The organism is Rhizobium herbae (assembly GCF_017873135.1).
Lineage (GTDB): Bacteria > Pseudomonadota > Alphaproteobacteria > Rhizobiales > Rhizobiaceae > Pararhizobium > Pararhizobium herbae.
The window spans coordinates 85,801-109,992 of the sequence record NZ_JAGGJV010000009.1 but is presented as its reverse complement, the minus strand read 5'-3'; the positions used below and the strand labels follow the sequence as shown (position 1 = coordinate 109,992).

At 60.9% G+C, this 24,192-nt stretch carries 27 protein-coding genes; 14 read left to right on the top strand and 13 right to left on the bottom strand.

Annotated features, from left to right (window positions below; genetic code table 11):
• The first annotated feature begins 226 nt into the window (after window positions 1-226).
• Complete coding sequence (locus tag J2Z75_RS22715; protein WP_209855061.1) at window positions 227-2,320, top strand: putative bifunctional diguanylate cyclase/phosphodiesterase; 2,094 nt, start codon at window positions 227-229, stop codon at window positions 2,318-2,320.
• A 9-nt stretch (window positions 2,321-2,329) separates the two neighbouring features.
• On the opposite strand, the gene J2Z75_RS22710 is transcribed toward J2Z75_RS22715, so the two are convergent.
• Window positions 2,330-3,514: a benzoate/H(+) symporter BenE family transporter gene (locus tag J2Z75_RS22710; RefSeq protein ID WP_209855060.1), complete on the bottom strand. Its 1,185-nt coding sequence runs from the start codon at window positions 3,512-3,514 to the stop codon at window positions 2,330-2,332.
• A gap of 202 nt (window positions 3,515-3,716) precedes the next feature.
• Here J2Z75_RS22710 and J2Z75_RS22705 point away from each other — a divergent pair, with 202 nt between their 5' ends.
• The 4 genes from J2Z75_RS22705 (at window position 3,717) to J2Z75_RS22690 (ending at window position 7,695) form a co-directional block, all read left to right on the top strand.
• A complete protein-coding gene (locus J2Z75_RS22705; protein WP_209855059.1) occupies window positions 3,717-4,664 on the top strand; it encodes a helix-turn-helix domain-containing protein in 948 nt (315 codons plus the stop codon).
• 181 nt (window positions 4,665-4,845) lie between these two features.
• Window positions 4,846-6,354, top strand: a complete 1,509-nt coding sequence (adh, locus tag J2Z75_RS22700; protein ID WP_209855058.1) for an aldehyde dehydrogenase — start codon at window positions 4,846-4,848, stop codon at window positions 6,352-6,354.
• A 213-nt stretch (window positions 6,355-6,567) separates the two neighbouring features.
• Window positions 6,568-6,954, top strand: coding sequence for a DUF779 domain-containing protein (locus J2Z75_RS22695; protein ID WP_209855057.1), 387 nt, complete (start codon window positions 6,568-6,570; stop codon window positions 6,952-6,954).
• Between the two features lie 150 nt (window positions 6,955-7,104).
• Complete coding sequence (locus J2Z75_RS22690) at window positions 7,105-7,695, top strand: GNAT family N-acetyltransferase (protein ID WP_209855056.1); 591 nt, start codon at window positions 7,105-7,107, stop codon at window positions 7,693-7,695.
• A 12-nt stretch (window positions 7,696-7,707) separates the two neighbouring features.
• On the opposite strand, the gene J2Z75_RS22685 is transcribed toward J2Z75_RS22690, so the two are convergent.
• From J2Z75_RS22685 to lgt, 6 genes are all read right to left on the bottom strand, one after another.
• On the bottom strand, window positions 7,708-8,640 hold the full coding sequence (locus J2Z75_RS22685) for a ribose-phosphate pyrophosphokinase (protein ID WP_060638931.1): 933 nt from the start codon (window positions 8,638-8,640) through the stop codon (window positions 7,708-7,710).
• Between the two features lie 193 nt (window positions 8,641-8,833).
• Entirely contained in the window at window positions 8,834-9,709 is an 876-nt protein-coding gene (locus tag J2Z75_RS22680; RefSeq protein WP_209855055.1) for a hypothetical protein, read from the bottom strand.
• Window positions 9,710-9,795: 86 nt separating this feature from the next.
• A complete protein-coding gene (locus J2Z75_RS22675; protein WP_209855054.1) occupies window positions 9,796-10,947 on the bottom strand; it encodes a M24 family metallopeptidase in 1,152 nt (383 codons plus the stop codon).
• Window position 10,948: 1 nt separating this feature from the next.
• Window positions 10,949-11,743: a peptidoglycan editing factor PgeF gene (gene pgeF, locus J2Z75_RS22670; RefSeq protein WP_209855320.1), complete on the bottom strand. Its 795-nt coding sequence runs from the start codon at window positions 11,741-11,743 to the stop codon at window positions 10,949-10,951.
• A gap of 157 nt (window positions 11,744-11,900) precedes the next feature.
• Window positions 11,901-12,995, bottom strand: coding sequence for a class I SAM-dependent methyltransferase (locus J2Z75_RS22665; RefSeq protein ID WP_209855053.1), 1,095 nt, complete (start codon window positions 12,993-12,995; stop codon window positions 11,901-11,903).
• 10 nt (window positions 12,996-13,005) lie between these two features.
• Window positions 13,006-13,851 carry a prolipoprotein diacylglyceryl transferase gene (gene lgt / locus J2Z75_RS22660; protein ID WP_209855052.1) on the bottom strand — a complete coding sequence of 282 codons (846 nt, stop codon included), beginning with the start codon at window positions 13,849-13,851 and terminating at the stop codon, window positions 13,006-13,008.
• Between the two features lie 190 nt (window positions 13,852-14,041).
• Here lgt and J2Z75_RS22655 point away from each other — a divergent pair, with 190 nt between their 5' ends.
• The 6 genes from J2Z75_RS22655 to J2Z75_RS22630 all read left to right on the top strand — a co-directional run bounded on the left by J2Z75_RS22655 (window position 14,042) and on the right by J2Z75_RS22630 (window position 17,461).
• Window positions 14,042-14,302 (top strand): accessory factor UbiK family protein, encoded by a 261-nt coding sequence (locus J2Z75_RS22655; protein WP_209855051.1) that lies wholly within the window; start codon window positions 14,042-14,044, stop codon window positions 14,300-14,302.
• Between the two features lie 436 nt (window positions 14,303-14,738).
• A complete protein-coding gene (locus J2Z75_RS22650; protein WP_209855050.1) occupies window positions 14,739-15,239 on the top strand; it encodes a type III secretion system chaperone family protein in 501 nt (166 codons plus the stop codon).
• Window positions 15,236-16,060 carry a pyrroline-5-carboxylate reductase gene (gene proC / locus J2Z75_RS22645; protein ID WP_407692805.1) on the top strand — a complete coding sequence of 275 codons (825 nt, stop codon included), beginning with the start codon at window positions 15,236-15,238 and terminating at the stop codon, window positions 16,058-16,060. The genes J2Z75_RS22650 and proC overlap by 4 nt, the downstream gene beginning before the upstream one ends.
• Before the next feature lie 14 nt (window positions 16,061-16,074).
• Window positions 16,075-16,416: a tRNA-binding protein gene (locus tag J2Z75_RS22640; RefSeq protein ID WP_209855048.1), complete on the top strand. Its 342-nt coding sequence runs from the start codon at window positions 16,075-16,077 to the stop codon at window positions 16,414-16,416.
• Between the two features lie 11 nt (window positions 16,417-16,427).
• Window positions 16,428-16,985: a dual specificity protein phosphatase family protein gene (locus J2Z75_RS22635; RefSeq protein ID WP_209855047.1), complete on the top strand. Its 558-nt coding sequence runs from the start codon at window positions 16,428-16,430 to the stop codon at window positions 16,983-16,985.
• 56 nt (window positions 16,986-17,041) lie between these two features.
• Window positions 17,042-17,461, top strand: coding sequence for a hypothetical protein (locus J2Z75_RS22630; RefSeq protein WP_209855046.1), 420 nt, complete (start codon window positions 17,042-17,044; stop codon window positions 17,459-17,461).
• Between the two features lie 44 nt (window positions 17,462-17,505).
• Here J2Z75_RS22630 and J2Z75_RS22625 read toward each other — a convergent pair whose 3' ends face one another.
• From J2Z75_RS22625 to J2Z75_RS22615, 3 genes are read right to left on the bottom strand one after another with little or no spacing between them, the layout of a single operon-like run.
• Complete coding sequence (locus tag J2Z75_RS22625; protein WP_209855045.1) at window positions 17,506-18,885, bottom strand: ATP-binding protein; 1,380 nt, start codon at window positions 18,883-18,885, stop codon at window positions 17,506-17,508.
• Window positions 18,886-18,910: 25 nt separating this feature from the next.
• Window positions 18,911-19,612 carry a response regulator gene (locus tag J2Z75_RS22620; RefSeq protein ID WP_209855044.1) on the bottom strand — a complete coding sequence of 234 codons (702 nt, stop codon included), beginning with the start codon at window positions 19,610-19,612 and terminating at the stop codon, window positions 18,911-18,913.
• A gap of 52 nt (window positions 19,613-19,664) precedes the next feature.
• Window positions 19,665-20,150 carry a MarR family winged helix-turn-helix transcriptional regulator gene (locus J2Z75_RS22615; RefSeq protein WP_209855043.1) on the bottom strand — a complete coding sequence of 162 codons (486 nt, stop codon included), beginning with the start codon at window positions 20,148-20,150 and terminating at the stop codon, window positions 19,665-19,667.
• 270 nt (window positions 20,151-20,420) lie between these two features.
• Here J2Z75_RS22615 and J2Z75_RS22610 point away from each other — a divergent pair, with 270 nt between their 5' ends.
• Complete coding sequence (locus J2Z75_RS22610) at window positions 20,421-21,311, top strand: branched-chain amino acid aminotransferase (RefSeq protein ID WP_209855042.1); 891 nt, start codon at window positions 20,421-20,423, stop codon at window positions 21,309-21,311.
• A gap of 109 nt (window positions 21,312-21,420) precedes the next feature.
• Here J2Z75_RS22610 and J2Z75_RS22605 read toward each other — a convergent pair whose 3' ends face one another.
• On the bottom strand, window positions 21,421-21,690 hold the full coding sequence (locus J2Z75_RS22605; protein ID WP_209855041.1) for a hypothetical protein: 270 nt from the start codon (window positions 21,688-21,690) through the stop codon (window positions 21,421-21,423).
• 443 nt (window positions 21,691-22,133) lie between these two features.
• Between J2Z75_RS22605 and J2Z75_RS22600 the strand changes: the two genes are divergently transcribed.
• Window positions 22,134-22,298 carry a hypothetical protein gene (locus J2Z75_RS22600; RefSeq protein ID WP_209855040.1) on the top strand — a complete coding sequence of 55 codons (165 nt, stop codon included), beginning with the start codon at window positions 22,134-22,136 and terminating at the stop codon, window positions 22,296-22,298.
• A gap of 127 nt (window positions 22,299-22,425) precedes the next feature.
• Entirely contained in the window at window positions 22,426-23,067 is a 642-nt protein-coding gene (locus tag J2Z75_RS22595) for an MBL fold metallo-hydrolase (protein ID WP_209855039.1), read from the top strand.
• A 100-nt stretch (window positions 23,068-23,167) separates the two neighbouring features.
• Here J2Z75_RS22595 and J2Z75_RS22590 read toward each other — a convergent pair whose 3' ends face one another.
• Complete coding sequence (locus J2Z75_RS22590; protein ID WP_209855038.1) at window positions 23,168-23,596, bottom strand: BA14K family protein; 429 nt, start codon at window positions 23,594-23,596, stop codon at window positions 23,168-23,170.
• Window positions 23,597-23,742: 146 nt separating this feature from the next.
• Entirely contained in the window at window positions 23,743-23,958 is a 216-nt protein-coding gene (locus tag J2Z75_RS22585; RefSeq protein WP_037098666.1) for a cold-shock protein, read from the bottom strand.
• Window positions 23,959-24,192: the final 234 nt, after the last annotated feature.

Here is a 24,192-nt window from a genome sequence, read left to right as displayed (position 1 = left end):
CACGGGCGGGGCGTGCGATGTATCGCATCGATACACTTTTTGGGTGTATGTTCCTTCGGCCCGCGTCACGCATCACACGCGAAAAAGCGCTGTTTTCCGGGTATGCCGCTGGAAACGGGGCTGGTACTTCCGGCCGGCTTCCGCCAAAAAAAGTGACGCAACCGCCTTTAATGATTATTAGTGGTTGTGTGAAACGATGCCGAGCGTATCAACGCGGGTATTGTCTATGCTCAAGGTTCTTTCCTGTATCGCCATGGACCATAGCTACGGTTTTCTTGCATTTGCAACTCTTGTTTGCATATTGGGGTCGATCCTGACTGTCCGGCTCTACGCTCGCGTCCAGCGCAGCATTGGCATGCAGAAGCTGAGCTGGCTGGTCATGACCGGGGTTGTCGGCGGATCGACGATCTGGATGACGCATTTCATCGCCATGCTGAGTTTCAACTCGCCGCTGGCGCATGCCTACGAGCCGACGCTGACGATGGCGTCGCTGGCTGCTGCGATTGGTATCACCACCTTGGGATTTCTCGTCACCGCGACAGGCAAGCCTGGCGTCGCGATCGATCTCGGCGGCGGCGTTGTCGGGGCCGGCATTGCCATCATGCACTATATGGGCATGGCCGGTTACGAGATTGCGGGCCGGCTCGAATGGGATCCCGACTACTACGCGGCGTCCGTGTTTCTGGGCGTCGGCTTCGGCGCCGTCGCCATGAGCCGGATCGCGCGACCGGTCACGCGGTTTTGCCAGTATGGCGGCATCCTCGCCCTGATCCTGGCGATCACCACGATGCATTTCACAGGCATGAGCGCGATGACGATCATCCCGGATCCGCTTATTGTTCCCTCGGCCGATGTGATCCCCGATAGCCTGCTGACCGTTGTGGTTGCCATTGTCGGGATGATGCTGGTGCTTGGGGCATCGATCTACGCCATCGATCTTCATTCCACGCGGGGGGCAGCCGAACGGTTCCGTCATCTGTCGCTGCATGATCCGCTGACGGGACTGCCGAACCGCGTCGCTCTCGGAGAGCACCTTCAGGCGGTCATTCGCGGCCAGAAGGACGATGCTGGCGGGATCGCCGTCCTGTCCTTCGATCTCGATCGGTTCAAGGATGTCAACGACGTTCACGGCCATGCGGCGGGTGATGCCGTTCTGCGCGGTGTCGCCGAGCGCATGTCAAAGGTGTTGGGCGAGGGGGAGTTCCTTGCTCGCATGGGCGGTGATGAATTCGTTGCGCTGACCAGCAATCTATCCATTGGCAACGAAGCATCGGCTTTCGCGTCGCGGCTGATTGCCGCGATTGTCGGGCCTATCGAATGGGAGGGGAAAAACCTGCTGGTCGGCACCAGCGTCGGCATTTCTCTCTACCCCGATGATGCGCGCATGCCGGAGGAGCTTCTGGCGCAAGCGGACCTTGCCATGTATCGCGCCAAGGCTGTCGGCTCGAATGCCGTGCGGCACTATGAGCCGGCGATGGACGATGCGGCGCGCGACCGGAGCGCTCTCGCCATGGATATGCGCCAGGGCATCCAGCGCAATGAATTCGAACTCTACTACCAGTACCAAAACAATTCTCTGACCCGTGACGTCATCGGCTTCGAGGTTCTGCTGCGCTGGCATCATCCCGTTCGGGGCATGGTGTCGCCTGCCGAGTTCATTCCGATCGCCGACAAGAACGGCTTCATTCACGAATTGGGAGACTGGGTTCTGCGCACAGCCTGTCAGCAGGCGGCGTGCTGGAGGAATCCATTCAAGATCGCCGTCAATGTCGCGCCGGGCCAGCTTGCCAATGTCAACCTTGCGGCGCGGGTGCATGAGATTCTTCAGGAAACGGGCCTCCAGCCATCGCGGCTGGAACTGGAAATCACCGAATCCGGCATCATCGCCGATCAGCAGAACGCCCTGCGTGTCATCCGGCAGCTGAAGCAGCTGGGTGTCAGGATCGCCATGGACGACTACGGCACCGGCTATTCGTCTCTGACGACCTTGCAGAATTTCCCGTTCGACAAGATCAAGATCGACCGTGCCTTCATCAACGGCGTGACGACCAATCGCCAGTCAGCGGCGATCGTCCGGTCGACTATCATCCTGGCCGATAGTCTTGGCATTCCGGTTCTGGCCGAAGGCGTGGAACGCGAAGAGCATATGGCCTTCCTGCTGAAGGAGGGCTGCCCGCAGGTGCAGGGCTACCTGTTCGGCAGGCCGATGCCATTGAGCGAGATCAGCCATGTGGTCAACGCGCAGGCTGGAGATCGAGACGGCAGCCAGGCTGACAGCGACGAGGTGGAAATTGTTCCCATGCGCGCCGCCGTCGGATGATGGTGTCTTTCAGCGTCCACGGGACCGGGTGAACCGGGCAAGTGCGAGCATGAGACCGCCGGCCAGCAATCCCCAGAATGCGCCCGAAATTCCAGCGAAGCTGACGCCGGAGGCCGTTACCAGAAAGGTCACCGCGGCAGCTTCCCGGCTATCCTGCTCCTTGAAAGCCGCCATGGCGGAGCCCGCGAAGGCGCCGATCAGTGCAAGGCCGGCGACGGCTTGAATGAGGATCGGCGGGGCGAGGCTGACGAAAGCTGTCACGGTCGCGGCCATCAGGCCGAAGACAACGTAGCCGACACCGGCGACGATTGCCGACCAGTAGCGTCGGGCCGGATCGCGGTGCGCATCCTCGCCGGCGCACATGGCGGCCGTAATCGCTGCAAGATTGACCGCATGACCGCCGAAGGGCGCGCTCAGAATCGAAAACACTCCCGTGGTGGCAAAGAGCGGACCGGGTTGCGGCTCGTAACCGTTGACCTTCAAGACGGCAATACCCGGGATATTCTGCGAGGCCATGGTGACGATGAACAGCGGCAGGGCGATGCTGACGAGGCCGGCGATGGTAAAGGCGGGAGTGACCCATTCGACATGCGGGACGAGCGTCGCTGAAATCCGCGCCATGGCGTCGGCAGGCATATCGACGCCGAAGGTCAGCACCAGCACGAAGGCGAGAAGCGCTGCGGGCACGGCAAACAACCGGTTGATGCTACCGACGACGACCCAGGCGAGAACGATGGGCAGGCCGAACAGCGGGTTGAAGGCAATGGCCTTGACCGGCGCGAAGCAGAGCCCGATCAGCACGCCGGCAAGCATCGCATTGGCGAGAGCCGCCGGGATCGCCGCGACGGCGCGGCCGAGCGGTTTCCACAGTCCGGCAAGGATGATCAGCGCGCCGCAGATCAGAAATCCGCCGACGGCGGTGTTGAACCCGCCTTCCACCGCGCCGGAGCTTGCCAGCAGAGCCGCGCCCGGTGTCGACCAGGCGATGCTGACCGGCAGCCGTGTCGCGATGCTAAGTACGATGGCGCAAAGCCCCATCGCGATCGACAGCGCCATCAACCCGGACGCCGCCTGAGCCTCCGTGGCGCCGACCCCCGTCAACCCGTGCAGCACGACGGCAAAGGAACTGGCAAAGCCCACGAAGGCGGTGAGCAGGCCCATGAAAAGGCTCTGAAGCGAAAATTCACGAAGCATTGTGCAAGAAAACCAGGAGAGCGTGGGGATGAAAGCAACAAGTCTGCCCTATCACATCGTCAAATCGGCGCAATACCATGCCACCAATGCCGCTGACAAAAGTCGCCTTCGCCCCTTTTGTCTTTGACCTTTGTTCAACTGGACGGTTTATGGTGCCTACACGTATAGTGCGATGCGCGTCAGCCCTCGGGGAGGAGAGCCGATGAAACATTCAGATCACGTACAAGCAGTCGCACATCACACATCGGCGGCAGCCAGTTCGCCCGTGGCGGCCTCCTGGCGCCGGTGCCTGACGGTGCATGGCCTGTCTCCCGAGGAGGCCCGCTCGCCGCTTCGGCTGTCCGAGCAGGAATTCCGCGCTGCCCGTGAAAAATCCGGGCATCTGATCGAGGAGGCGCAGGGTGAACTCGACCGGCTGTTCTCGACGGTTGGCAAGGCTGGCTGCTGCCTGCTTTTGACCGATGAAAACGGTATTGCGCTCGAGCGCCGCGGCGCTTCGGGCGATGACAACGACTTTCGCGGGCTGGGGCTCTGGTCCGGCACGATCTGGAGCGAGGCAAGCGTTGGCACCAACGGCATCGGCACGGCGATTGCCGACGAGCGGGCCGTCGTCATCCAGCGCGACCAGCATTTTCTCAGCTGCAACACGGCTCTCAGCTGCGCCACTGCAATCATCCGCGATCATCGTGGCCAGATAGCCGCGGCAATCGATATTTCAACCTGTCGGGAGGACGCCGGCGAGATGGCCATGCTGCTCCTCTCGCAAGCGGTACGCGATGCCGCATCCCGGATCGAAGCCAATCTGTTCCGCCGCGCCTTCAACGGTGCGCGCATCCTGCTGGTGCCGGCCGACAGCAAGAGCAATCCGGGGCTCATCGCCATCGACCGCGATGATCTCGTGCTTGGCGCCACCCGCGCGGCCCGTCTCAAGCTTAATCTCGACGACCGGCGCATCGCCAGCGGTATTCCCGCCGCCGACCTGCTGAACGAAACGCCGATCGGGCAGGGCGAGGATCTTCTCGACGCCGAACGCGCAGCCCTTCGCCGCGTCCTGTCGCGGGCCAGCGGCAATGTCTCGCTGGCTGCCGATACTCTGGGGATCAGCAGGGCGACACTCTATCGCAAGATGAAGAAGCTCTCGGTCAATTGAGCTTCGCCGTATCGCTGATACTATTCTTGCTGCGTTGCAGCATGTTTGTTGCCGCCCGCGTGTCGCACATCTGAAACACTTGCAGACGCCTGCGGACACTGCGCCTCTACCTTCCAGGAGCCTTCAGGCGCACCTTTCCTCCCAGCAGATTGTTGGAGTCTGTTTTCGGAGGAGAAATCACATGTTGCATCAGAAAATCGTCGAAAACCCGTTCAAGCAGAAATATGGCAACTTCATCGGCGGCCAATGGCGCGAGCCGGTCAGCGGCCGCTATTTCGACAACACCACCCCGGTGACCGGCGGCGTGCTCTGCCAGATCGCCCGCTCGGAAGCAGCCGATGTCGAGCTGGCGCTGGACGCCGCGCATGCAGCCAAGGACAAATGGGGCCGCACCTCGTCGACCGAGCGCGCCAATATCCTGATGAAGATCGCGAGCCGCATGGAAGACAATATCGAGCTTCTGGCAAAGGCCGAGACCTGGGACAACGGCAAGCCGCTGCGCGAAACCATGGCCGCCGACATGCCGCTTGCCATCGACCATTTCCGCTATTTCGCTTCCTGCGTCCGCGCCCAGGAGGGCTCGATCGGCGAGATCGACCACGATACCGTCGCCTATCACTTCCATGAGCCGCTCGGCGTTGTCGCTCAGATCATTCCCTGGAACTTCCCGATCCTGATGGCTGCCTGGAAGCTTGCGCCCGCGCTTGCCGCCGGCAACTGCGTCATCCTCAAGCCTGCCGAACAGACACCGGCGTCGATCCTCGTCTGGATCGAACTCGTCGGCGACCTCCTGCCGCCCGGCGTGCTCAACATCGTCAACGGTTTCGGTCTTGAAGCCGGCAAGCCGCTCGCCACCAACCCGCGCATTAACAAGGTGGCGTTTACCGGTGAGACCTCGACCGGCCGGCTGATCATGCAATATGCCAGCCAGAACCTCATTCCGGTGACGCTGGAACTGGGCGGCAAGTCGCCGAACATTTTCTTCGAAGACGTCATGCGCGAGGACGACGACTATCTCGACAAAGCGCTCGAAGGCTTTGCAATGTTCGCGTTGAACCAGGGCGAGGTCTGCACATGCCCGAGCCGTGCGCTGATCCATGAAAAGATCTACGATCGCTTCATGGAAAAGGCGATTGCCCGTGTTGCGGCGATCAAGCAGGGCAACCCGCTCGACATGTCGACGATGATCGGTGCGCAGGCTTCCAGCGAGCAGCTGGAAAAGATCATGTCCTATATGGACATCGGCCGCCAGGAAGGCGCCGAAGTGCTGATCGGCGGCGAGCGCAACAATCTTGAGGGCGAACTTGCGGGCGGCTTCTACGTCAAGCCGACCGTGTTCAAAGGCCATAACAAGATGCGCGTCTTCCAGGAGGAAATTTTTGGGCCTGTCGTGTCCGTGACCACCTTCAAGACCGACGCGGAAGCGCTCGAGATCGCCAACGACACGCTCTACGGTCTCGGCTCGGGCGTCTGGAGCCGCGATGCTAACCGCTGCTACAATTTCGGCCGCGACATCCAGGCCGGCCGTGTGTGGACCAATTGCTACCATGCCTATCCGGCAGGGGCGGCGTTCGGCGGCTACAAGCAGTCCGGCATCGGCCGCGAGACCCACAAGATGATGCTCGATCACTACCAGCAGACCAAGAACATGCTGGTGAGCTACAGCCCCAAGGCTCTGGGTTTCTTCTGATTTAGCTTTACCTCCCCCTCGAGGGGGGAGGTCGCAGCGCAGCTGCGGGTGGGGGTGATCCATTGGGTTACGCCGAAGTTGCTCCCACCCAAATCTTAGTCACAGAACAAACAGGCGGATCATGACAGCGCTTTTCCCGACCAAGGCACTCGCGGCTGGTCACCCACCCCAGAGCTTGTGCTCCGACCCTCCCCCTCAAGGGGAGGGTAAATAATGACCGATACCCTCAACGGCGAACCGCGCGTGCTGGCCACGGACGCGGCGCTCGCCTTCATCAAGGAGATCCAGCAGGATCATCCGGACATCCTGTTCCATCAGTCCGGCGGCTGTTGCGACGGGTCATCGCCCATGTGCTATCCGGCTGACGACTACATCGTCGGCGATCATGACGTGAAGCTCGGCGAGATCGGCGGGGTGCCGGTCTATATCTCCGCCAGCCAGTTCGAGGTCTGGAAACATACGCAGCTGATCATCGACGTCGTGCCGGGCAGGGGCGGCATGTTCTCGCTCGACAATGGCCGCGAGCGGCGGTTTCTGACCCGCTCCAAGCTTTTCAATGGCGGCGAAGCCTGCGCCCTTCCGATCGTCAAGCGGGGATAGCACCACCCACCGGTTTCGACGATCGCGTTGCCCGCTAACTGTCGATATGCCGGAACGGAAATCGTCTCTAGACGGCTGACGCATCCTATGCATGATGCCGTCCGGTTGCGGCAAAACGGTGCCGCTTCATGACAGGGAACGAAGAAACGCATGCTTGAAAACGGTTACCACGACGTCCCTTCCGACAAGACCGTCAGCATCGTCACCTATCTGCAGATGTTCGAACGGCCACCTGCACGCGAGGAAGCAGTTGGACCGTGGACGTTGCGTCGTTATGAGAGGGTCGATCTGGAGGAATGCCGGGGGATCTACCGCAGGATCGGCGCCGAATGGCTCTGGTCTTCCCGCCTGCTGATGAGCGACGCGGAACTGGCCTCGAACGTCCATTCTCCGGATGTCGAGATGTATATTCTTGAGCTCGATGGCGTTGCCGAAGGCATCGCAGAGCTTGATTTCCGCGCATCCGGCGAATGCGAAATGACGTTTTTCGGGGTGTCTTCGGTGCTGATCGGCACCGGTGCTGGTCGCTGGTTGATGAACCGTGCGATCGACATGGCTTGGCGCCATCCGATTAAGCGGTTCTGGCTACACACCTGCACCTTGGACAGTCCGCCTGCGCTGCCGTTCTATATCCGATCCGGCTTCACGCCGTTCAAGCGCCGTGTGGAAGTTGCCGACGATCCGCGGCTGACTGGTCACAGTCCGAAAACCGCGGCGCCGCAATTGCCGATCCTCGTTTGAAGCCGGGACCGATCAATCGAACAAGCTGGAAACCGATTCTTCCTGGCTGGTGCGGTTGATCGCTTCGCCGATCAGGCTGGCGGTCGAGATGACGCGGATGTTGTGGGCGGACTGAACCGCCGTGGTCGGCTGGATACTGTCGGTGATCACCAGTTCCTTCAGCTTCGACGACGTGACGCGGGCAACCGCGCCGCCGGACAGGACGCCGTGGGTAATGTAGGCGGTGACGCTGGTCGCGCCGTTCTTCAGAAGAGCCTCGGCGGCGTTGCAGAGCGTGCCGCCACTGTCGACGATATCGTCGATCAGCAGACAGTCCTTGCCGGTGACGTCGCCGATGACGTTCATGACTTCCGACTCACCGGCCCGTTCGCGGCGCTTGTCGACGATCGCCAGCTGGCAGTCGAGACGCTTGGCGAGCGCACGTGCGCGCACCACGCCGCCGACGTCCGGCGATACGACCATAACGTTTTCGAGATTGTAGTTTTCCTTCACATCGCGCGACAGGATCGGCACGGCGTAGAGGTTGTCCGTCGGAATATCGAAGAAACCCTGGATCTGGCCGGCATGCAGGTCGAGCGTCAGCACGCGGTCGGCACCGGCCTCAGTGATCAGGTTGGCGACCAGCTTGGCTGAGATCGGCGTGCGCGGACCGGGCTTGCGGTCCTGGCGGGCATAGCCGAAATAGGGGATGACGGCGGTGATGCGGCGGGCTGACGAGCGGCGCATGGCGTCGATCATGATCAGCAGTTCCATCAGGTGGTCATTGGTCGGAAACGACGTCGACTGGACGAGGAAGACGTCCTCACCGCGCACGTTTTCCTGAATTTCCACGAAGATTTCCTGGTCCGCAAACCGTCTGACGGTTGCTTTGCCCAGGGGCAGGTTGAGATAATTGCAGATCGCTTCGGCGAGCAGCCGGTTCGAGTTGCCTGCGAAAACCTTCATCGATGGTCCGCCTGTGCTGGCGTGGGTCGTTACCCACGCAAATTCCGTAAGCCAGCCGGGGTCTCGATCGTCCCAAGCTTATGCGCGCTTCATAACGTCCTTGACTTTGAATGCAAGAGGATTGCCGCGTCGCAGCGTGGTTTATCCTAAAAAGTTTTCAGATAACGTGGCGAAGAGATGACAGCGGCAGTGTTTAACCAGCGTTGTTTTCGCGCCAGCTGAGATATTCGCCGATCGTTTTGGTGGCGATCGCCTGCATCGTCTGCGGCGGAACGACGGACCAGAGATCGGCGGCGGTGGCATCCACGGTGTCCTGCCCCTGAATGCGGTGCAGCCGGTTGCCCGTGCCGTCGAGGACGTCCCAGACATAGACGACCGTCGTCTTGCCGCCGTCGTTCAACACCGAGAAATAGCCCTTCAGGATATGCTGGCTGCTGGTGTCGGATGCGGCCTTGATGGTCAGGCCGTGCGAACGGGCCTCGCTGCCGAGCTGTTTCGACAGGGGCGTGACGGCCGTGACGGGGGCGCCGATGATCGGCAGAAAGCGGATCGTGCCTGCCGTTGCCGCAGGGGCGATCGCAGCGGCTTTTTGCTGTTGCTGGACTTGCGGCTTCTGCTCGGCTGCCTGCTCGACGGGCTCGGTGGATTGCTCGACTGGAGCCGTATTGTCATTTGAGGCAGTGTCCGCCGGTTCGGCGATAACCGGACGGCGCGTGATCCGCTGCTCCTGCGCCGGGACCTGGCCCTGCTGCAAGCGTCCGGCCTGCGCATCCAGCGATCCGGCGGGATCGGTATAGTCGGCGTCGCCCTGCGCCATCAGCGTGCCGCTCGGGCCTTCGGAAAAGCCCTCCTGTTCCGGCGCGGCAAGCTGCGAGGTTTGAACCGATGCCGTTGCTTGCGGAGCGACCTCGACCGTTTGCATGGAATCGAGATCGGTCTGGCTGACCGGTGGGGAGCGAAAGCTGCCGCCGCCGACGTCTACCTGCGGGGTCAGGTCGTCCATGCTGTTGCAGCCCGAGAGAGCTAGGGCAATTCCAAGGCTTGCAAGAAGCGTGATCGGCTTGCGCATTGTTCTACCGTCCGGTTTCCTCGGCGGCGGAGTGACAAAGGCCCCCACCTTTCTCCGCCAATCGGCCAAACGATAGCTCAATTTTCCTAAGCAGTTATGAAGTCCAGTCCGTAGCGCGACAGTGCCTTCGGCGCGCTTTCCGTCGTCAGGTAGGTCTGGCCGAGCGTCATGGCCGTGCCGCTGTCACTGTCCATGATGATCATGTGCACGAACAGCGACATGTCGGGAAGGATCTCCTGCGGATTGCCGATGTGGAACATCTGCTGCTCCATCCAGGAGGGCGAGAAGCGGGCGCCGAGCGAGTAGCCGCAGGCATTCAGCCGGTGACGGGTCAGGCCGCGCTCGTCCATGATCTTGGAATGAATGTCGAACACGGTGCCGAAAGTATTGCCGGGCCTCAAGACCATCTCGATCGCCTGAATGGTCTCGCGGCAGGCGCTGTAGAGTTCGCGGTGGCGATTGGTCGGCTCGCCGATGACGACGGTACGCATCATGGCGGCGTGATAGTGAGCGCTGACGCCGGCCCATTCCAGGGTCAACTGATCCTGAGCCTCGAGGGTACGGCGGCCCGCCTTGTACCGGCAGAGCAACGCGTCGGCGCCGGAGCCGATGATGAACTCGTTGGCCGGATAATCACCGCCGCCGGCAAAGACGGCACCCTGCATCGCCGCGAGAATGGCGGCCTCGCTGCCGCCGGCATGGATTAGCGGAATGGCGGCATCCAGCGCGTCGTCGGCAAGGCTCGCGGCCTTCTCGACATAAATGATTTCGGCTGGGCTCTTGATCAGGCGCAGGCGGCCGACCAGCAGCGAGGCATCGACCAGCTCGCCGAAATTCGTCAGCTGATGGTCGAGCAATCGGGCGATGCGGCCGGTCATGCCATGGGTATCGTATTCGATGCCGATGCGTGTGCCGAGCAGGTCGAGATCGCTGAGCAGGTTCTTAAGGTCCATCGTCGGATCGGCGTTGACCCGGTCGACCCAGACCTCGACGCGCTCGATGTTGGACGTGTGCTTGGCCTGGCGCAGGTCGGCCGAGCGGGTGAGCAGCACCATCGATCCGTCGGCCTTGACCACCAGCGTCTGGAAGAAGCAGTAGCCGAAGGTGTCGTAGCCGGTCAGCCAATACATGCTTTCCTGCGCAAACAGCAGCATGGCGGCAAGCTTTTCTTCCTTCATCTTTGCCGTCAGCCGGTCCAGCCGCGCTGAAAATTCGTCCTGCGTAAAATGCAGTGCCATGTCATGCCTCCCGAATGGATATTGCAGAGATTTGCCGGCCGTAATCCGGCTCGCTGCGATGGGTCGTGCGGCGGTAGGAGAAGAAACGCTCCTCGTCCGCATAGGTGCAAAGATCGAGATTTTCCGCCGTGACGCCCGCGTCCGCGAGCCGTTTGGTCGTCAGCCCCGGCAGGTCGAACATGGCGTGGCCCTCGCGCGGCGAAGGAGAGAAGAAGATCGCGTAGCCGGGGTCTTTTTCCAGGAACCGTTCGACGAATTCCGCGCCGACCTCGTAGTTTCGCCGGCTGATCGAAGGTCCAAGGCTTGCAATGATCCGCTCACGGCGGGCGCCGAGCGATATCATCGCGCCGATGGTGCTTTCGAGCACGCCGCCGAGCGCGCCCTTCCAGCCGGCATGGGCCGCGCCGATCACGCCTGCTTCGGCATCGGCAAAAAGAACGGGACCACAATCGGCCGACAGCACGCCGATCACCAGCCCCGGCGTCGCCGTCACCAGCGCGTCGGCCTCGGCCCTGGTGCCGTCATAGCTGCCATCGACGATGACCGCGTCCGGCGAATGGACCTGATGCACCGTTGCCAGCTTCTGCGGATCTGCGCCGAACCATGCGCTGACCCGCGCACGATTCTCTTCGACTCTGGCGCGCTCGTCATTGGACCCGAGCCCGACATTGAGGCCCCGGTAGATGCCGTCCGAGACGCCGCCTTTGCGGGTGAAATAGCCGTGCTTTACGGCCTTTCCGGCTTGCTCGGACAGCAGCGGGCTTTGGACAGGTGAGGGCAAGGCATCATCCTTCATCGGTGGTTTTGCCCTTTCAATATGCTGCGATGCGGTGGGTTTTCCGGGCATGCCGTTTTCGTCGGCCCGGGTGATTTGGCCGGATGTTGGCCTTAGGGGCCGCCGCTGTCAATCCACCGAAACGACAGCCGGCGTCGCCACCAGTCCTTCCGTGCCGTTACTTCTGGAAGGGCACAAGAGCGACGCTCGGGCTGCTGACGACGAGGACCTTGAACAATTCGCCCATTTTCCCTTCGCCGGCACCCGCCAGCCTTTCGGCATCCGCCCGGATGTTCTCCTGCATTGCCGTGTCCTTGCCGCGGCCGAGTGCTGCGGCTCGTTCGGCAAGGCCGAGGGCGATGAGAAAATCGCCTTGATAGGTCAGTCCGTTGATCTGCAAACCTTCGGTCACCGCTCGCCTTGCAAGCTGTTCGAAATCCACATGGCTGGTGATGTCGGCTTGCCCTGGATGTGCAAGCGGGTGGTCAAACTGGTGGTCGCGCACCGCCTGCAGCGTATCGCCGAGGCCCGTTGCCATATGACCGTAGTCGATGATCACCGCTGTGCCGCCGCCCGTGCGGAGGCGCTCGCTGAGCGCTGCCATGACCGCGTCACGGGCTGGCGCAATCTCGAATGCCGTGCCCAAGGGGGCGGTCTGGGCGGCAGGGGGCAGGAGGTCCGGATCGATCCCGGCGACGCCGGCCGCAAAGGTCAGCTCGCCTTCGGCGTCGAGGCCGACAAGGCGTTCCTTGAACCCTTGCGCCGTCTTGACGAACTGGCGGATCGGGATGGCATCGAAAAGCTCGTTGGCGGCCAGAAGCAGAAAGCCTTCCGGCAATGTATCGAAGCTGTCGTGCCAGGAAATCTTGAATTTGTGGGCAACAAGGGTCTGTTGTTGCACTTTCTGCAGCCGTTCGCTGGTCTCGACCAGATGTACGTTGGCCGCCTCATAGAGGGCAGGCGAGAGCTTGGCGATGACACGCAGGATATCCGACATCATCGTGCCGCGGCCCGGGCCGATCTCGGCGATGTTGACCGGGGCAGGTTCGCCGTGCCGCTGCCAGGCCTGAACGAGGAATATGCCGAGCATCTCGCCGAACAGCTGGCTGATCTCCGGCGCCGTGATGAAGTCGCCGGACTGGCCGAACGGCTCGCGCGTCTTGTAATATCCATAATCGGGATCGGCCAGGCACAGGGAAAAATAGTCGGTGACGCTGATCGGGCCGTTGGCCAGGATCAGCGCCTTGATCTTTTCTGCAAGGGGAGACGTCATTGCGCGCCCCTCAGATGAAGGCCGCGCTTGCCCGGCGGGCCCGCGCGATCGCCCACAGACCGATGAAGACCATCGGCAGCGACAAGAGCATGCCCATCGTCAGCCAGCCGCCAAAGAGATAGCCGAGTTGCGCGTCCGGCTCGCGGAAGAATTCCACGAAGATGCGGGCGAGACCATAGCCGGTGACGAAGACGCCGCAGACGAGGCCCGGTGTTTTCAGCGCGTGGCGGCGATAGATGAGAATGGCGAGAACGGTCAAAAGCACGAGGCCCTCGAGTGCTGCCTCGTAAAGCTGGCTCGGATGGCGCGCGAACGGGCCGCCGGTCGGAAAGACCACTGCCCAGGGCACCGACGACAGCCGGCCCCAGAGCTCGCCGTTGATGAAGTTGGCGATGCGCCCGAAGAACAGACCGATCGGGACAACGGCCGAGACGATATCGAACAGGCTCCAGACGGCGATCCTGTTGCGGCGGGCAAACAGGATCATGGCGATCATGGTGCCGATCAGGCCGCCGTGGAACGACATGCCGCCATTCCAGATTTCCAAAGCCCGGATCGGGTTGGCAAGCACGCTTTGAAGATCGTAGAACAGGATATAGCCGATGCGCCCGCCGCCGACGATACCGGCTGCGACCCAGAGCAGGAAATCGTCGAGCTGTACCTCGGTCGCAGCGGGCTTTCCGTTGCGCCAGAGGGATGCATTGCGGACCAGCCGGCGGGCATATTGCCAGCCGATCAGGATGCCGGCCACGTAGGCGAGGCCGTACCAGTGGATCTGCAAGGGACCAATGGAAATCAGCACCGGATCGATTTCCGGAAAAGGCATGATCGAGAAGAGTGTCGCTATTGTTTCCAAGGTCTTGCTTCATTCCAGTCCGTTGTTTGCCGGAACATGGCGCTCCGGCAAGGCAGGGTCAAGGCGGGCCGCTTGCAGGAAAGGCGGTCATCACCGGTATTTTTCCTTGCATCGGCCCGCTTGTCCTCCTACCTCCTCTGTCAAGTCCGCAATGCGGGCAAGGGACGATAGGGATCGGAGACCTAAGACGATGAGCACAGGCGCAAACCGTATTCTGGATGATTTCGCCAAGTTGATGACGGACGCGGCGGGCGCTGCCCAGGGCGTCCGCAAGGAAATGGAAACCGTTTTTCGCGCGCAGGGCGAGCGGCTTCTGAATTCCATGGATATTGTCAAGCGCGAGGAGTTCGAGGCTGTCAGGGAAATGGCGCTCAAGGCGCGTGATGAAAACGACGCGCTTCTGGCCCGCATCGCAGCCCTTGAAGCGCGCCTTTCAGAAACCGGCAAATGACGATTCCCGAAGCGGCGGCGTTGATTGCGTCGCCGCTTTTGATCCGCCCGCCGCGCCTGCGTCCCGGACCGGCACAGGGCACCGGGTTTTTGGCTCTGCCTGAAGGGCATTTTTCATAAATTTTTTACCCTGTGGACACTGCCGAAAAATGCTTACGGCAGAGTCGTTTAAGAACCTGGGCTGAATCAATTTAAGAGAGCCTATCCACAACCACCGGCGCTATTTTTCACGCGGGGGGCTTTCATGCGGACTCCGGCATTATACACTGATTTTAAATGATGATTCGAAACGGATCACGCAAGCTCCAGGCAGGGTACGTCAGCCAGGATGGTCGTGTTTCCGGTAATCATAAGTGTTCGTTTCTGGTGTTCGAGTTTGCTGCCCTCGTGTGTGAACGCGACGACGCATGTCTGCACCGGGACTTTTGGGGTGATGCATGAGCCTGATGGAACTGGAACTTGAGCGCCAATCGAACCCGGTCGATATGATCGAGTTCGTCGCAGCCAACAATGACTGGTGCTTCGAGCGCTCGGGCGAAGACGAAATCGCCATGACGGTCGAGGGCAAGTGGACCGACTATCATGTCTCCTTCTCCTGGATGGAAGAGTTCGAAGCGCTGCATCTTGCCTGCGCCTTCGATATCAAGGTTCCCGAAAGCCGCGTCAATGAAGTGATCCGGCTGCTCTCCCATATCAATGGCCAGGTGCTGATGGGCCATTTTGATCTCTGGCGCCAGGAAGACGTTGTGATCTTCCGCCAGTCGCTGTTGCTGTCCGGCGGCGCCGAGCCGACCAACCAGCAGGTCGAGGTGCTGCTTTCCAGCGCGCTCGAATCCTGCGAATCCTATTTCCAGGCCTTCCAGTTCGTCGTCTGGTCCGGCGTCGATGCGCAGAGCGCGGTCGAAGCGGTGATGTTCGAAACCGTCGGAGAGGCATGACGATGGCTGTGCTTGCGGCTGGTCCGATCGTTCTTGTCGGTGCCGGCAATATGGGCGGCGCGATGCTTGCCGGCTGGCTGAAAAGCGGCATCTCCGGTGCCGATCTGCTGGTGATTGATCCCGGTCCGCCGCCTGCCATGGCCAAGCTGATCGCCGACAATGGCGCACGCCACGAAACCGCAGCGCCCGCCGGATTGAAAGCCGGCGTCCTGTTCCTTGCGGTCAAACCGCAGATGATGGGCGCTGTGCTTCCTCCTTTGAGGGGGCTTGTCGGGCCTGAGACGATTGTGGTTTCGGTCGCCGCCGGAACGACGCTGTCCTTCATGCAATCGCATCTCGGCGACGCTGCCATGGTGCGTGCCATGCCGAATACGCCGGCGATGATCGGGCGCGGCGTTACCGGGGCCTTTGCCAATGGTGCGGTATCCGCTGAAAAGCGCGATCTCGTCCACAATCTCCTGAAAGTCTCCGGCCCGGTCGAATGGGTCGAAACCGAAGCCGATATCGATGCGGTCACTGCCGTGTCGGGTAGTGGCCCGGCCTATGTCTTTTATCTCGTCGAGTGCATGGCGGAGGCCGGCCGCAAGGCCGGTCTTCAGGCGGACCTTGCCATGCGGCTCGCACGGGAAACTGTCGCGGGGGCTGGTGAACTGTTGCACCAGTCCCCCGATGACGCCTCGAAGCTCCGCCAGAACGTCACGTCCCCGGGCGGTACGACGGCGGCGGCGCTCAACATCCTCATGGCCGATGACGGCATGCAGCCTCTGTTCGACAAGGCGATTGCCGCAGCCCGCAAGCGGGCGGAAGAACTGGCTGGCTAATTCGGGATTACTCCATGACCGAGACCATCACCTACGCCGATTTCGAGCGGGTCGATATTCGCACCGGCACGATCATCGAGGCTTCACCCTTTCCGGAGGCGCGCAAGCCGGCGATCAAGATCGTCATCGATTTCGGGCCGGAGATCGGGCTGAAGAAATCCTCGGCGCAGATCACCACGCATTATACGCCGGAAACGCTGGTCGGCCGGCAGGTGCTGGGCGTGGTCAATTTCCCGCCACGCCAGATCGGTCCCTTCCGCTCCGAAGTGCTGACGCTCGGTTTCGAGGATGAGGCCGGCGCCATCGTCCTCGCCGCGACCGACAAGCCGGTGCCGAACGGCAAACGGCTCTTGTAAGGATACATCCGATGGATATGGCCGCCGTCCGCGAATTCATCCGCGTCACCTGCCTGCGCGACGCGGCCATGGTTGCCGGCGATTGGTCCGCCACGCATGTCGTCTCGCTTCTCGATCCGGAACTCGCCGAACAGCATGTGCCGCGCATCTCGGGGGCAAAACACCATGTCGTGCGGTTGCGTGACCAGGAGAACGCAGTGGCCACCGGCCATTTTCCCGAAGCGATAACGGCATTTTTCGATGCGGTTCTTCCTGCCATCGAGCAGCAGGACAGCCGCATCGTCGTCCATTGCCATGCGGGCGTCAGCCGCTCCACAGCGTTTGCCTACGGCATTCTCGCCCACCGCTTCGGCGCCGGGCGCGAGGACGATGCGTTCGCGGCTCTGATGTCGATCGTCAACAAGCCCTGGCCGAACCGCCGTATCATCGAGATTTTCGATGCCCATTGGCAGAGGGAAGGGCGCTTGCTGGCCCCACTCGATGCGATGCGGGAAAAACATCCGAAGCGCATCGATGCCTGGCACCGCTTCAACGCACGGCGCGGAATGGGCGGCGGTTATTCGCGGTGAGCGGGCTCCTGATCCGAGGTTTTGGAACCTATGCTACCTTTTGAAGAGATATAGAAATGACCGTCTACGATCTCGATTTAAGCGATGCCAAGTTTGACATCATGGGGTGGCATGACTCCAGGGTGTATTCACTGATCTTGCCGAAGGACGATTGCAGCCTCACTATTGACCTAGATTATATATTCCAATGGCATCAACGTGATGGTCAGTTTGTCGGTTTTGATGTCGCTCCCTGCCTTTTGACTTTCCACAATATCTCGGGATTGAAGATCGCGCTGGATTATGCGAACCGCGGCTCTGCCTATATCAGCGACATCCACCGCAAAGGCCCTAAGCCAGCTCCCAAAGCGGGCGTGGAACTTTGGGAATACGAGATAGAGCTGGATAGCGGCACGATCTCGTTTACTGCCACGGGATACACGCAATCAGTAACGGGACCGATTGTCTTTTCCGAGTCGCAAGACCTTGGGCGGTAGGCGTCCTGCGGTTTTCAGCGCATTTGGTAGTGTTGATCGCCCGATCAAGCCGGTACCCGCACCACCGCCCGCAATCCTCCCATCGGACTATCCGACAGCGTGACATTGCCGCCGTGGCTTCGTGCGATGTCGCGAGCGATGGCAAGACCGAGGCCTGTGCCGGAACTGTCGAGATTGCGGGCCTCGTCCAGCCGGAAGAACGGCTTGAAGACGTCGTCGCGCGAACGTTCGGGAATACCGGGACCGTCGTCATCGACCGTGACCGTCAGCCATTTGGTGCTGTGCTTGGTGTCGATATGAACGGTGTTGGCATATCGGTAGGCATTGGACGCCAGGTTGGCGACCAGACGGGTAAACGCATTGGGGCGGACGCGGACATTGTCGTCGCCCTCGACGGACGTTGTCACTGTCTTGCCCTGCAGTTCGGCTTCCAGCGTCAGCCGGTTCATCAGGTCGCTGAGCTTCAATTGCCCGACATCTTCCTCCGCTTCGCCGCGGGCGAAGGCGAGGTAGCCCTCCAGCATGCTCTGCATGTCCTCGACGTCCTGGTTGAGGTTATCGAGATCGGCGCTGTCGCCGGCCAGCGCCAGCTGCAGCTTGAAGCGGGTGAGGATGGTGCGCAGGTCGTGGCTGACGCCGGTCAGCATGGCCGTGCGCTGCTCGATCTGACGCTCGATGCGCTCGCGCATCTGGATGAAGGCAAGGCCGGCACGGCGGATTTCGTCGGCGCCGCGTGGCGAAAAATCGTCGATCTTCTGCCCCTTGCCAAAGCTTTCGGCTGCCTTGGCAAGCGTCAGGATCGGCCGGATCTGCCCGCGCAGGAACAATATGGCGATCGTCAAAAGCACCAGCGAGGCACCGACCATCCAGACGATGAAGATATGGGTGTTGGAGGCATAGGCCTGGCTGCGACGGGCATAGACGCGCAGGATGCGCCGATCGTCGAGCTTGATGCGGACTTCGACAAGATCGGAATTGCCGACCGTGTCGATCCAGAACGGCTTGCGGATCTGGTCGGAAATCTCCTCGCTGAGGATCTGGTCGAGGATTTCGAAAAATGGTTTCGGCCGCGGTGCCGGCAATTCGCCATCGGGCTCGATGGAGACGCTGAGGTTCAGCCGCTCGCGGGCGATGCGGACGATGTCGGAATAGTCGCTGGTCGGCATCGCGTCGATCAGGTCGATGACGGCGGCGATATCGCCGGTGACGGCCCGCGACAATCGCTGGGTGACGAGCTGCCAGTGCCGCTCCATGAAGACGAAGGCGACGACCGACTGCAACAGCACCATCGGGATAATGACGATCAGCAGCGAGCGGGCATAAAGTCCCATCGGCAGCTGCCGGCGCAGCCAGCGGAGGGCGCGCTTCCAGGGCGTGTCGGCGGTGTGCGAGCGGTAGCGCCTCAGGATGTCAAAGCTCGCCATGGATGCCATCCAGCCGGGTCATTTTCTAGTCCACGCTCAGTCGGTAGCCGATGCCGCGCACCGTCTGGAGCCAGACGGGATTCGAGGGGTCGTCCTCGATCTTGCGGCGCAGGCGGTTGATCTGGACGTCGATGGTTCGCTCGCCGACCTCGGCATCGTCGCTGACCAGTTCATGGCGCGGGATGGTCTCGCCGGCGCGCTGCGAAAACAGCATCATGATCTCCTGCTCGCGATCGGTCAGCCGGATATGATCGGCGCCACGCCGGAGCTCCTTGCGCACGACGGAAAATGTGAAGGGGCCGAAAATCACCTGCTCCACCTTGGGTGCCTTTATCGGCGCGTTGCGTCTGAGGATATTGTTGATGCGCAGCACCAGTTCACGCGGATCGAAGGGTTTGGGCAGGTAATCGTCGGCACCGGCTTCCAGGCCCTCGATGCGAGCATTCGATTCCGCCAGCGCGGTCAGCATGATCACCGGCACCGTCTTGACCTTGCGCAGGCTCTGGGTCAGCGAGATGCCGGTTTCGCCGGGCATCATCACGTCGACGATCAACAGGTCGTAGTCGATGCCCTCGAGCTTGCGGCGTGCTTCGCCGGCATCCGCGGCGGTGGTCACGCGGAATCCCTTTTCCATCAGATAGCGGTTGAGAAGATCGCGGATACGGCGGTCGTCATCCACAACCAGCAGATGGGCGGCATCGTCGTCGATCCTCGTCGTCTTTATCATCTGTCGTATGCCCTGTCATCTCGCATAGGCCGGCCCCCGCGGGCCGGGATTTTCAATTGTCGTCGGCATTCTTCATGCCTGCCAGGAAGCGCTTGACCAGTTCCCGCGCGCCGGGACCGGTCTTGGCCATGGCGTCGGCGATGCGCCGCGATTGTGGCTCGGCCAAGGCTCTTGCGAGCGTCTTGCCTTCCTTCGTTGTATAGAGCTTGCGCTGCCTGCGATCCTCCGGCCCGGCAACTTGGTGAATATACCCTGAATCGATGAGCTGCTTCAAAACGCGAGCAAGGCTCTGCTTGGTGATCCGCAGGGTATCGAGCAGGTCGGCAACGGTCATGCCGGGTTCACGATCGACAAAATGCAGGACGCGATGATGGGCACGTCCGAAGCCGCGCTTTTCGAGAATCACGTCGGGATCCGAGGTAAAATCCCGATAGGCAAAGAAGAACAGCTCGATGATTTCAAAATCCACCGCTTCTATGGTGTCTGTCCCGGCCGCGGATGCGTCCTGTTCGGCTTTCTGGTTCGGCTGTCCTGCCACGCAGTCATTTCCTTTCAATTGCAATGCATTCTACGAAACATTCGAAAAAATATGTCAGTTATATTGACATATTTTTTCGCTATTGGTAAGCCACTGGTCGCAGAAGGGCGAACACCCGGCGCCATCCTATCCTTGAAGATAGGCCGCGCCGCGCCGATCTCCAATCCAAAATCACAATAGCGGATTTCCCTGCTTCGCGTTTGCCGATAAAGTGGAACAGGGATGACAATCAACACAAAGAATGGCGTATGGACGCCCAGGGATGAGACGATGGCAGCAGTTCCTTTTGATCAGTTGGACGGTCAGATCTGGTTCAACGGCGAGTTCGTCGACTGGAAGGATGCGAAGATCCACGTACTCACCCACGGTCTTCATTATGCCAGCGCCGTCTTCGAAGGCGAGCGCGCCTATGGCGGGCGCATCTTCAAGCTGACCGAACACAATCAGCGCCTGCACAAGTCGGCCGAAATCCTTGGATTCTCCGTTCCCTATTCCGTTGCCGAACTGGACGCCGCCACGGTAGAGCTTCTCAAGCGTCAGGGCTTTTCCGATGCCTATGTTCGCCCCATCGCATGGCGCGGCTCGGAAATGATGGGCATCTCCGCCCAGAACAACCGCATCAACGTTTCCATCGCCATCTGGCAGTGGGGCAGCTATTTCAATCCGGCCGAAAAGCTCAAGGGCATCCGCCTCGACATCGCCGAATATCGCCGCCCCGATCCGAAGACCGCGCCCTGCGCCTCGAAGGCCGCCGGCCTCTACATGATCTGCACCATTTCCAAGCACGCCGCGGAAGCCAAGGGGTATGCGGATGCGATGATGCTCGATTATCGCGGTCAGGTCGCCGAAGCGACCGGCGCCAACATCTTCTTCGTCAAGGACGGCGTCATCCACACGCCGGTGCCGGATTGTTTCCTCAACGGCATCACTCGCCAGACGGTCATCGAACTCGCCAGGCGCCGCGGATACCAGGTGGTCGAGCGGGCGATCATGCCGGAGGAGCTTGCGGGCTTCTCCGAATGCTTCCTGACCGGCTCCGCCGCGGAAGTCACGCCGGTCTCCGAGATCGGCCCTTATACGTTCAAACCGGCGACGATTTCCGAAACGCTGATGAACGACTATATGAAGGAAGTCTACCCTGTGGCGGCGGCGGCGGAATAAGCGGCTATCCTTGTCCGAGTTAAAAAAAAGGCGGCTCATGGGCCGCCTTTTCGTTTGATATTCAGCCAGGCTAAATGAGCGCGACCGGGTCCGGACCGCGCGAAATGGTTCAGGCTCTCTTTCCGCCCAGCACCAGACCTGCAAGACCGGTGAGCACGCCACCGCCGACAAGTCCGCCGATGGCCTGGGTGATGAGCCCAGCCGCAGCGGCTTCGCCGCCCAGCATCTGAACGAGAAATCCGCCGCCAAGGCCGCCGATCGCACCGACGATCGTGCGCACAACGACGCTGAGTGCCTGTTGCTTGAGAACCGCTCCAGCTGCGTTGCCGCCAGCGGCGCCGGCGATCAATTGCGTGATGATAGGCAATAATGCTTCCATTGCTCTCTCCCGTTTCAGCCACCGGCCCCCGGACTCAGTGGCACGCCGTCGATCCGGCATGCGCAGGTTGAGATGAAAATCCGCACGAGTCAATTTCGCAACTGCGAAATGAGCGTACTCAATAAATCGCCTTCAGGTGGAGAGAAAAGCCGGGCGAATTTCATCGGCCTGTCATGCAGGGCGATAACGGGAAGCGGGCTTGGCAAGGCGCTTCGTCGTTTTGCCCCGCCGACCCCAAAAACCGCGTTTCCCTTGCCGTCCCCTGCAAGCATTTGACGGTTGCCCGCCTGCCGCCGGCGTCTGTGCCTCGACCAGGCGCACCAGAGCGATGTTCCCCGCGGAACTGCGAATACCGGGAGAATGTAAAATATTGCACCCGTTCCGCTTTCCCGGAACCTTTGCGCAATTCCGGTGTTTAGACGCCGACAGAGGGGACCATCACGATGCAACAGGACATAACTCAGGATCCGCATTCGGCCGTGCGCCAGCTGCGCCCGGTCGTCATCACCGTCGTTGCCGCCAAGCTTGCAGTTTTTGCACTTTTGATGACCACGATCAATTTCCAGGCGCCGTTGCCGGCAACCGTCGAAATCGCCGAGATGCGCTAAAGCCATTTTCTCCGGTGCCGACGCAACGCAGCTGCTCTCCGCGCGATTGACCGTCTTTCCCGTTTTCATTGCCGCGCGTCCGTCCTATATGCTTTGCAACACATTGAGACAGCGAGGCGCAGGCGGCATGTTACAGGCGGGCATTATCCCGGTTACCCATTTCCAGCAGAATTGCACGGTGTTGTTCGACACCGACACCAAGGAAGGCGTGATCGTCGATCCGGGCGGTGATGTCGATATCATCCTCAAGACGATCAAGGAAAACGGCATCGCGCTGAAAGCGATCTGGCTGACCCACGGCCATATCGACCACGCCGGTGGCGCCAAGGAACTCAAGGAAGCCCTGAACCTCGATATCATCGGGCCGCACAAGGACGACCTGCCGCTGCTCGAACGGCTTGAAGCCCAGGCTGAGAAATTCGGACTGGCGATGAAGGTGGAGAACGTGCTGCCGGACCGGTGGCTGGAGGACGGCGACACGGTGTCCTTCGGCGATCACGTCTTCGAGGTCCTGCATTGCCCGGGGCACGCGCCCGGCCATGTCGTCTATTTCAACCGTAAACAGGGTTTCGCTCATGTCGGCGATGTGCTGTTTCGCGGCTCCATCGGTCGCACCGATCTTCCAGGCGGCAACCACCAGCAGCTTCTCGATTCCATCCGCGACAAGATCCTGCCGCTCGGCGATACCGTCGGTTTCATCTGCGGTCATGGTCCGGGTGGCCAGATCGGCGAGGAGCGCCGGACCAACCCCTATCTGCGTGGTTTGTAGGCCTCGCTGGTCAGCGCACGCGGAAGTGTCTTCAAAATCGGCACAACAAAAAAGGCACGCGCCGGCTGGCGCGTGCCTTTTTCACGGATTGGATACTGTCTCAGCCGGCGCGGCAGAAATATTCTCTGCCGTCATAACCGACGAAGGTGCCGGACCGGGAATCGAACGAGCGGTAACGCTGCGAGCAATAACGGTACCAGCCGGGGGACCAGGGCTCAAGCGCACCGTAGCTCTCGACCACCACGGGACGGGGGCGGCGATAGACCGGGCGCGGTTCGTAATATTCAGGTTCCGGATCGATATAGACCCGTTCCTGGTAGCGCGGCTGGCTGGCAATGGCACCGCCGATGATCACGCCAGTGGCAAGACCCAGTGCGCCAAGGGCAACAGCGTCGCCGTTGTTGTGGTGTCCACCGTGGCGATAGTAGTTGCGGCGTCCCCAGTCTTCGGCCTGCACCGGCGTGACTGCCGGAATGACAGTGGCAGCAGTGGCAAGGGCCAGAACAGCAGCTTTGATAAACTTGTTCATTGTTTTGATCCTGTGAATGGGCCGGACCGTTTCCGTCCTTCATGATGGAAACAGATTAATATGGCGAAACTGAATGCAGGCTGAATGAAAAAACCCGGCAACGAGGCCGGGCTTCAACGTGAATCGGTTTGCAGCGAGTGGACTGTTTAGCCCGAAACCTGCAGGTTGACCGCCTTCGGGCCTTTGCCGCGGCGATCCGGTTCCGTGTCGAAGCTGACCTTCTGATTTTCGGATAGTCCGTTCAGGCCCGAGGCCTGGACTGCGGAAATATGCACGAAGATGTCGGCGCCACCGTTATCAGGCTTGATGAAACCGAAGCCCTTGTCGGTGTTGAAGAATTTAACAATGCCAGTCTCGGCCATGCGTCAGGTCCTTTTTCCTCTGCCCGAATGCGGCGGGCAGCATTACGATGTTTGCCCCAGGGGCGTGCGGCAGGCAGTTCTCGACTATGAGGAAAGGGTCCTGTAATTGCAGCCAGCCATCGAAAAACTCTGTCTTTGCCTGACTGCCCGGAACATTTTGCGTGTCCGGCGCGCGTTATTTAAAGGTCTTCCCGTGTTCGCAAATTGCCCGAACACAGTAAGCTTGCTGTGTTT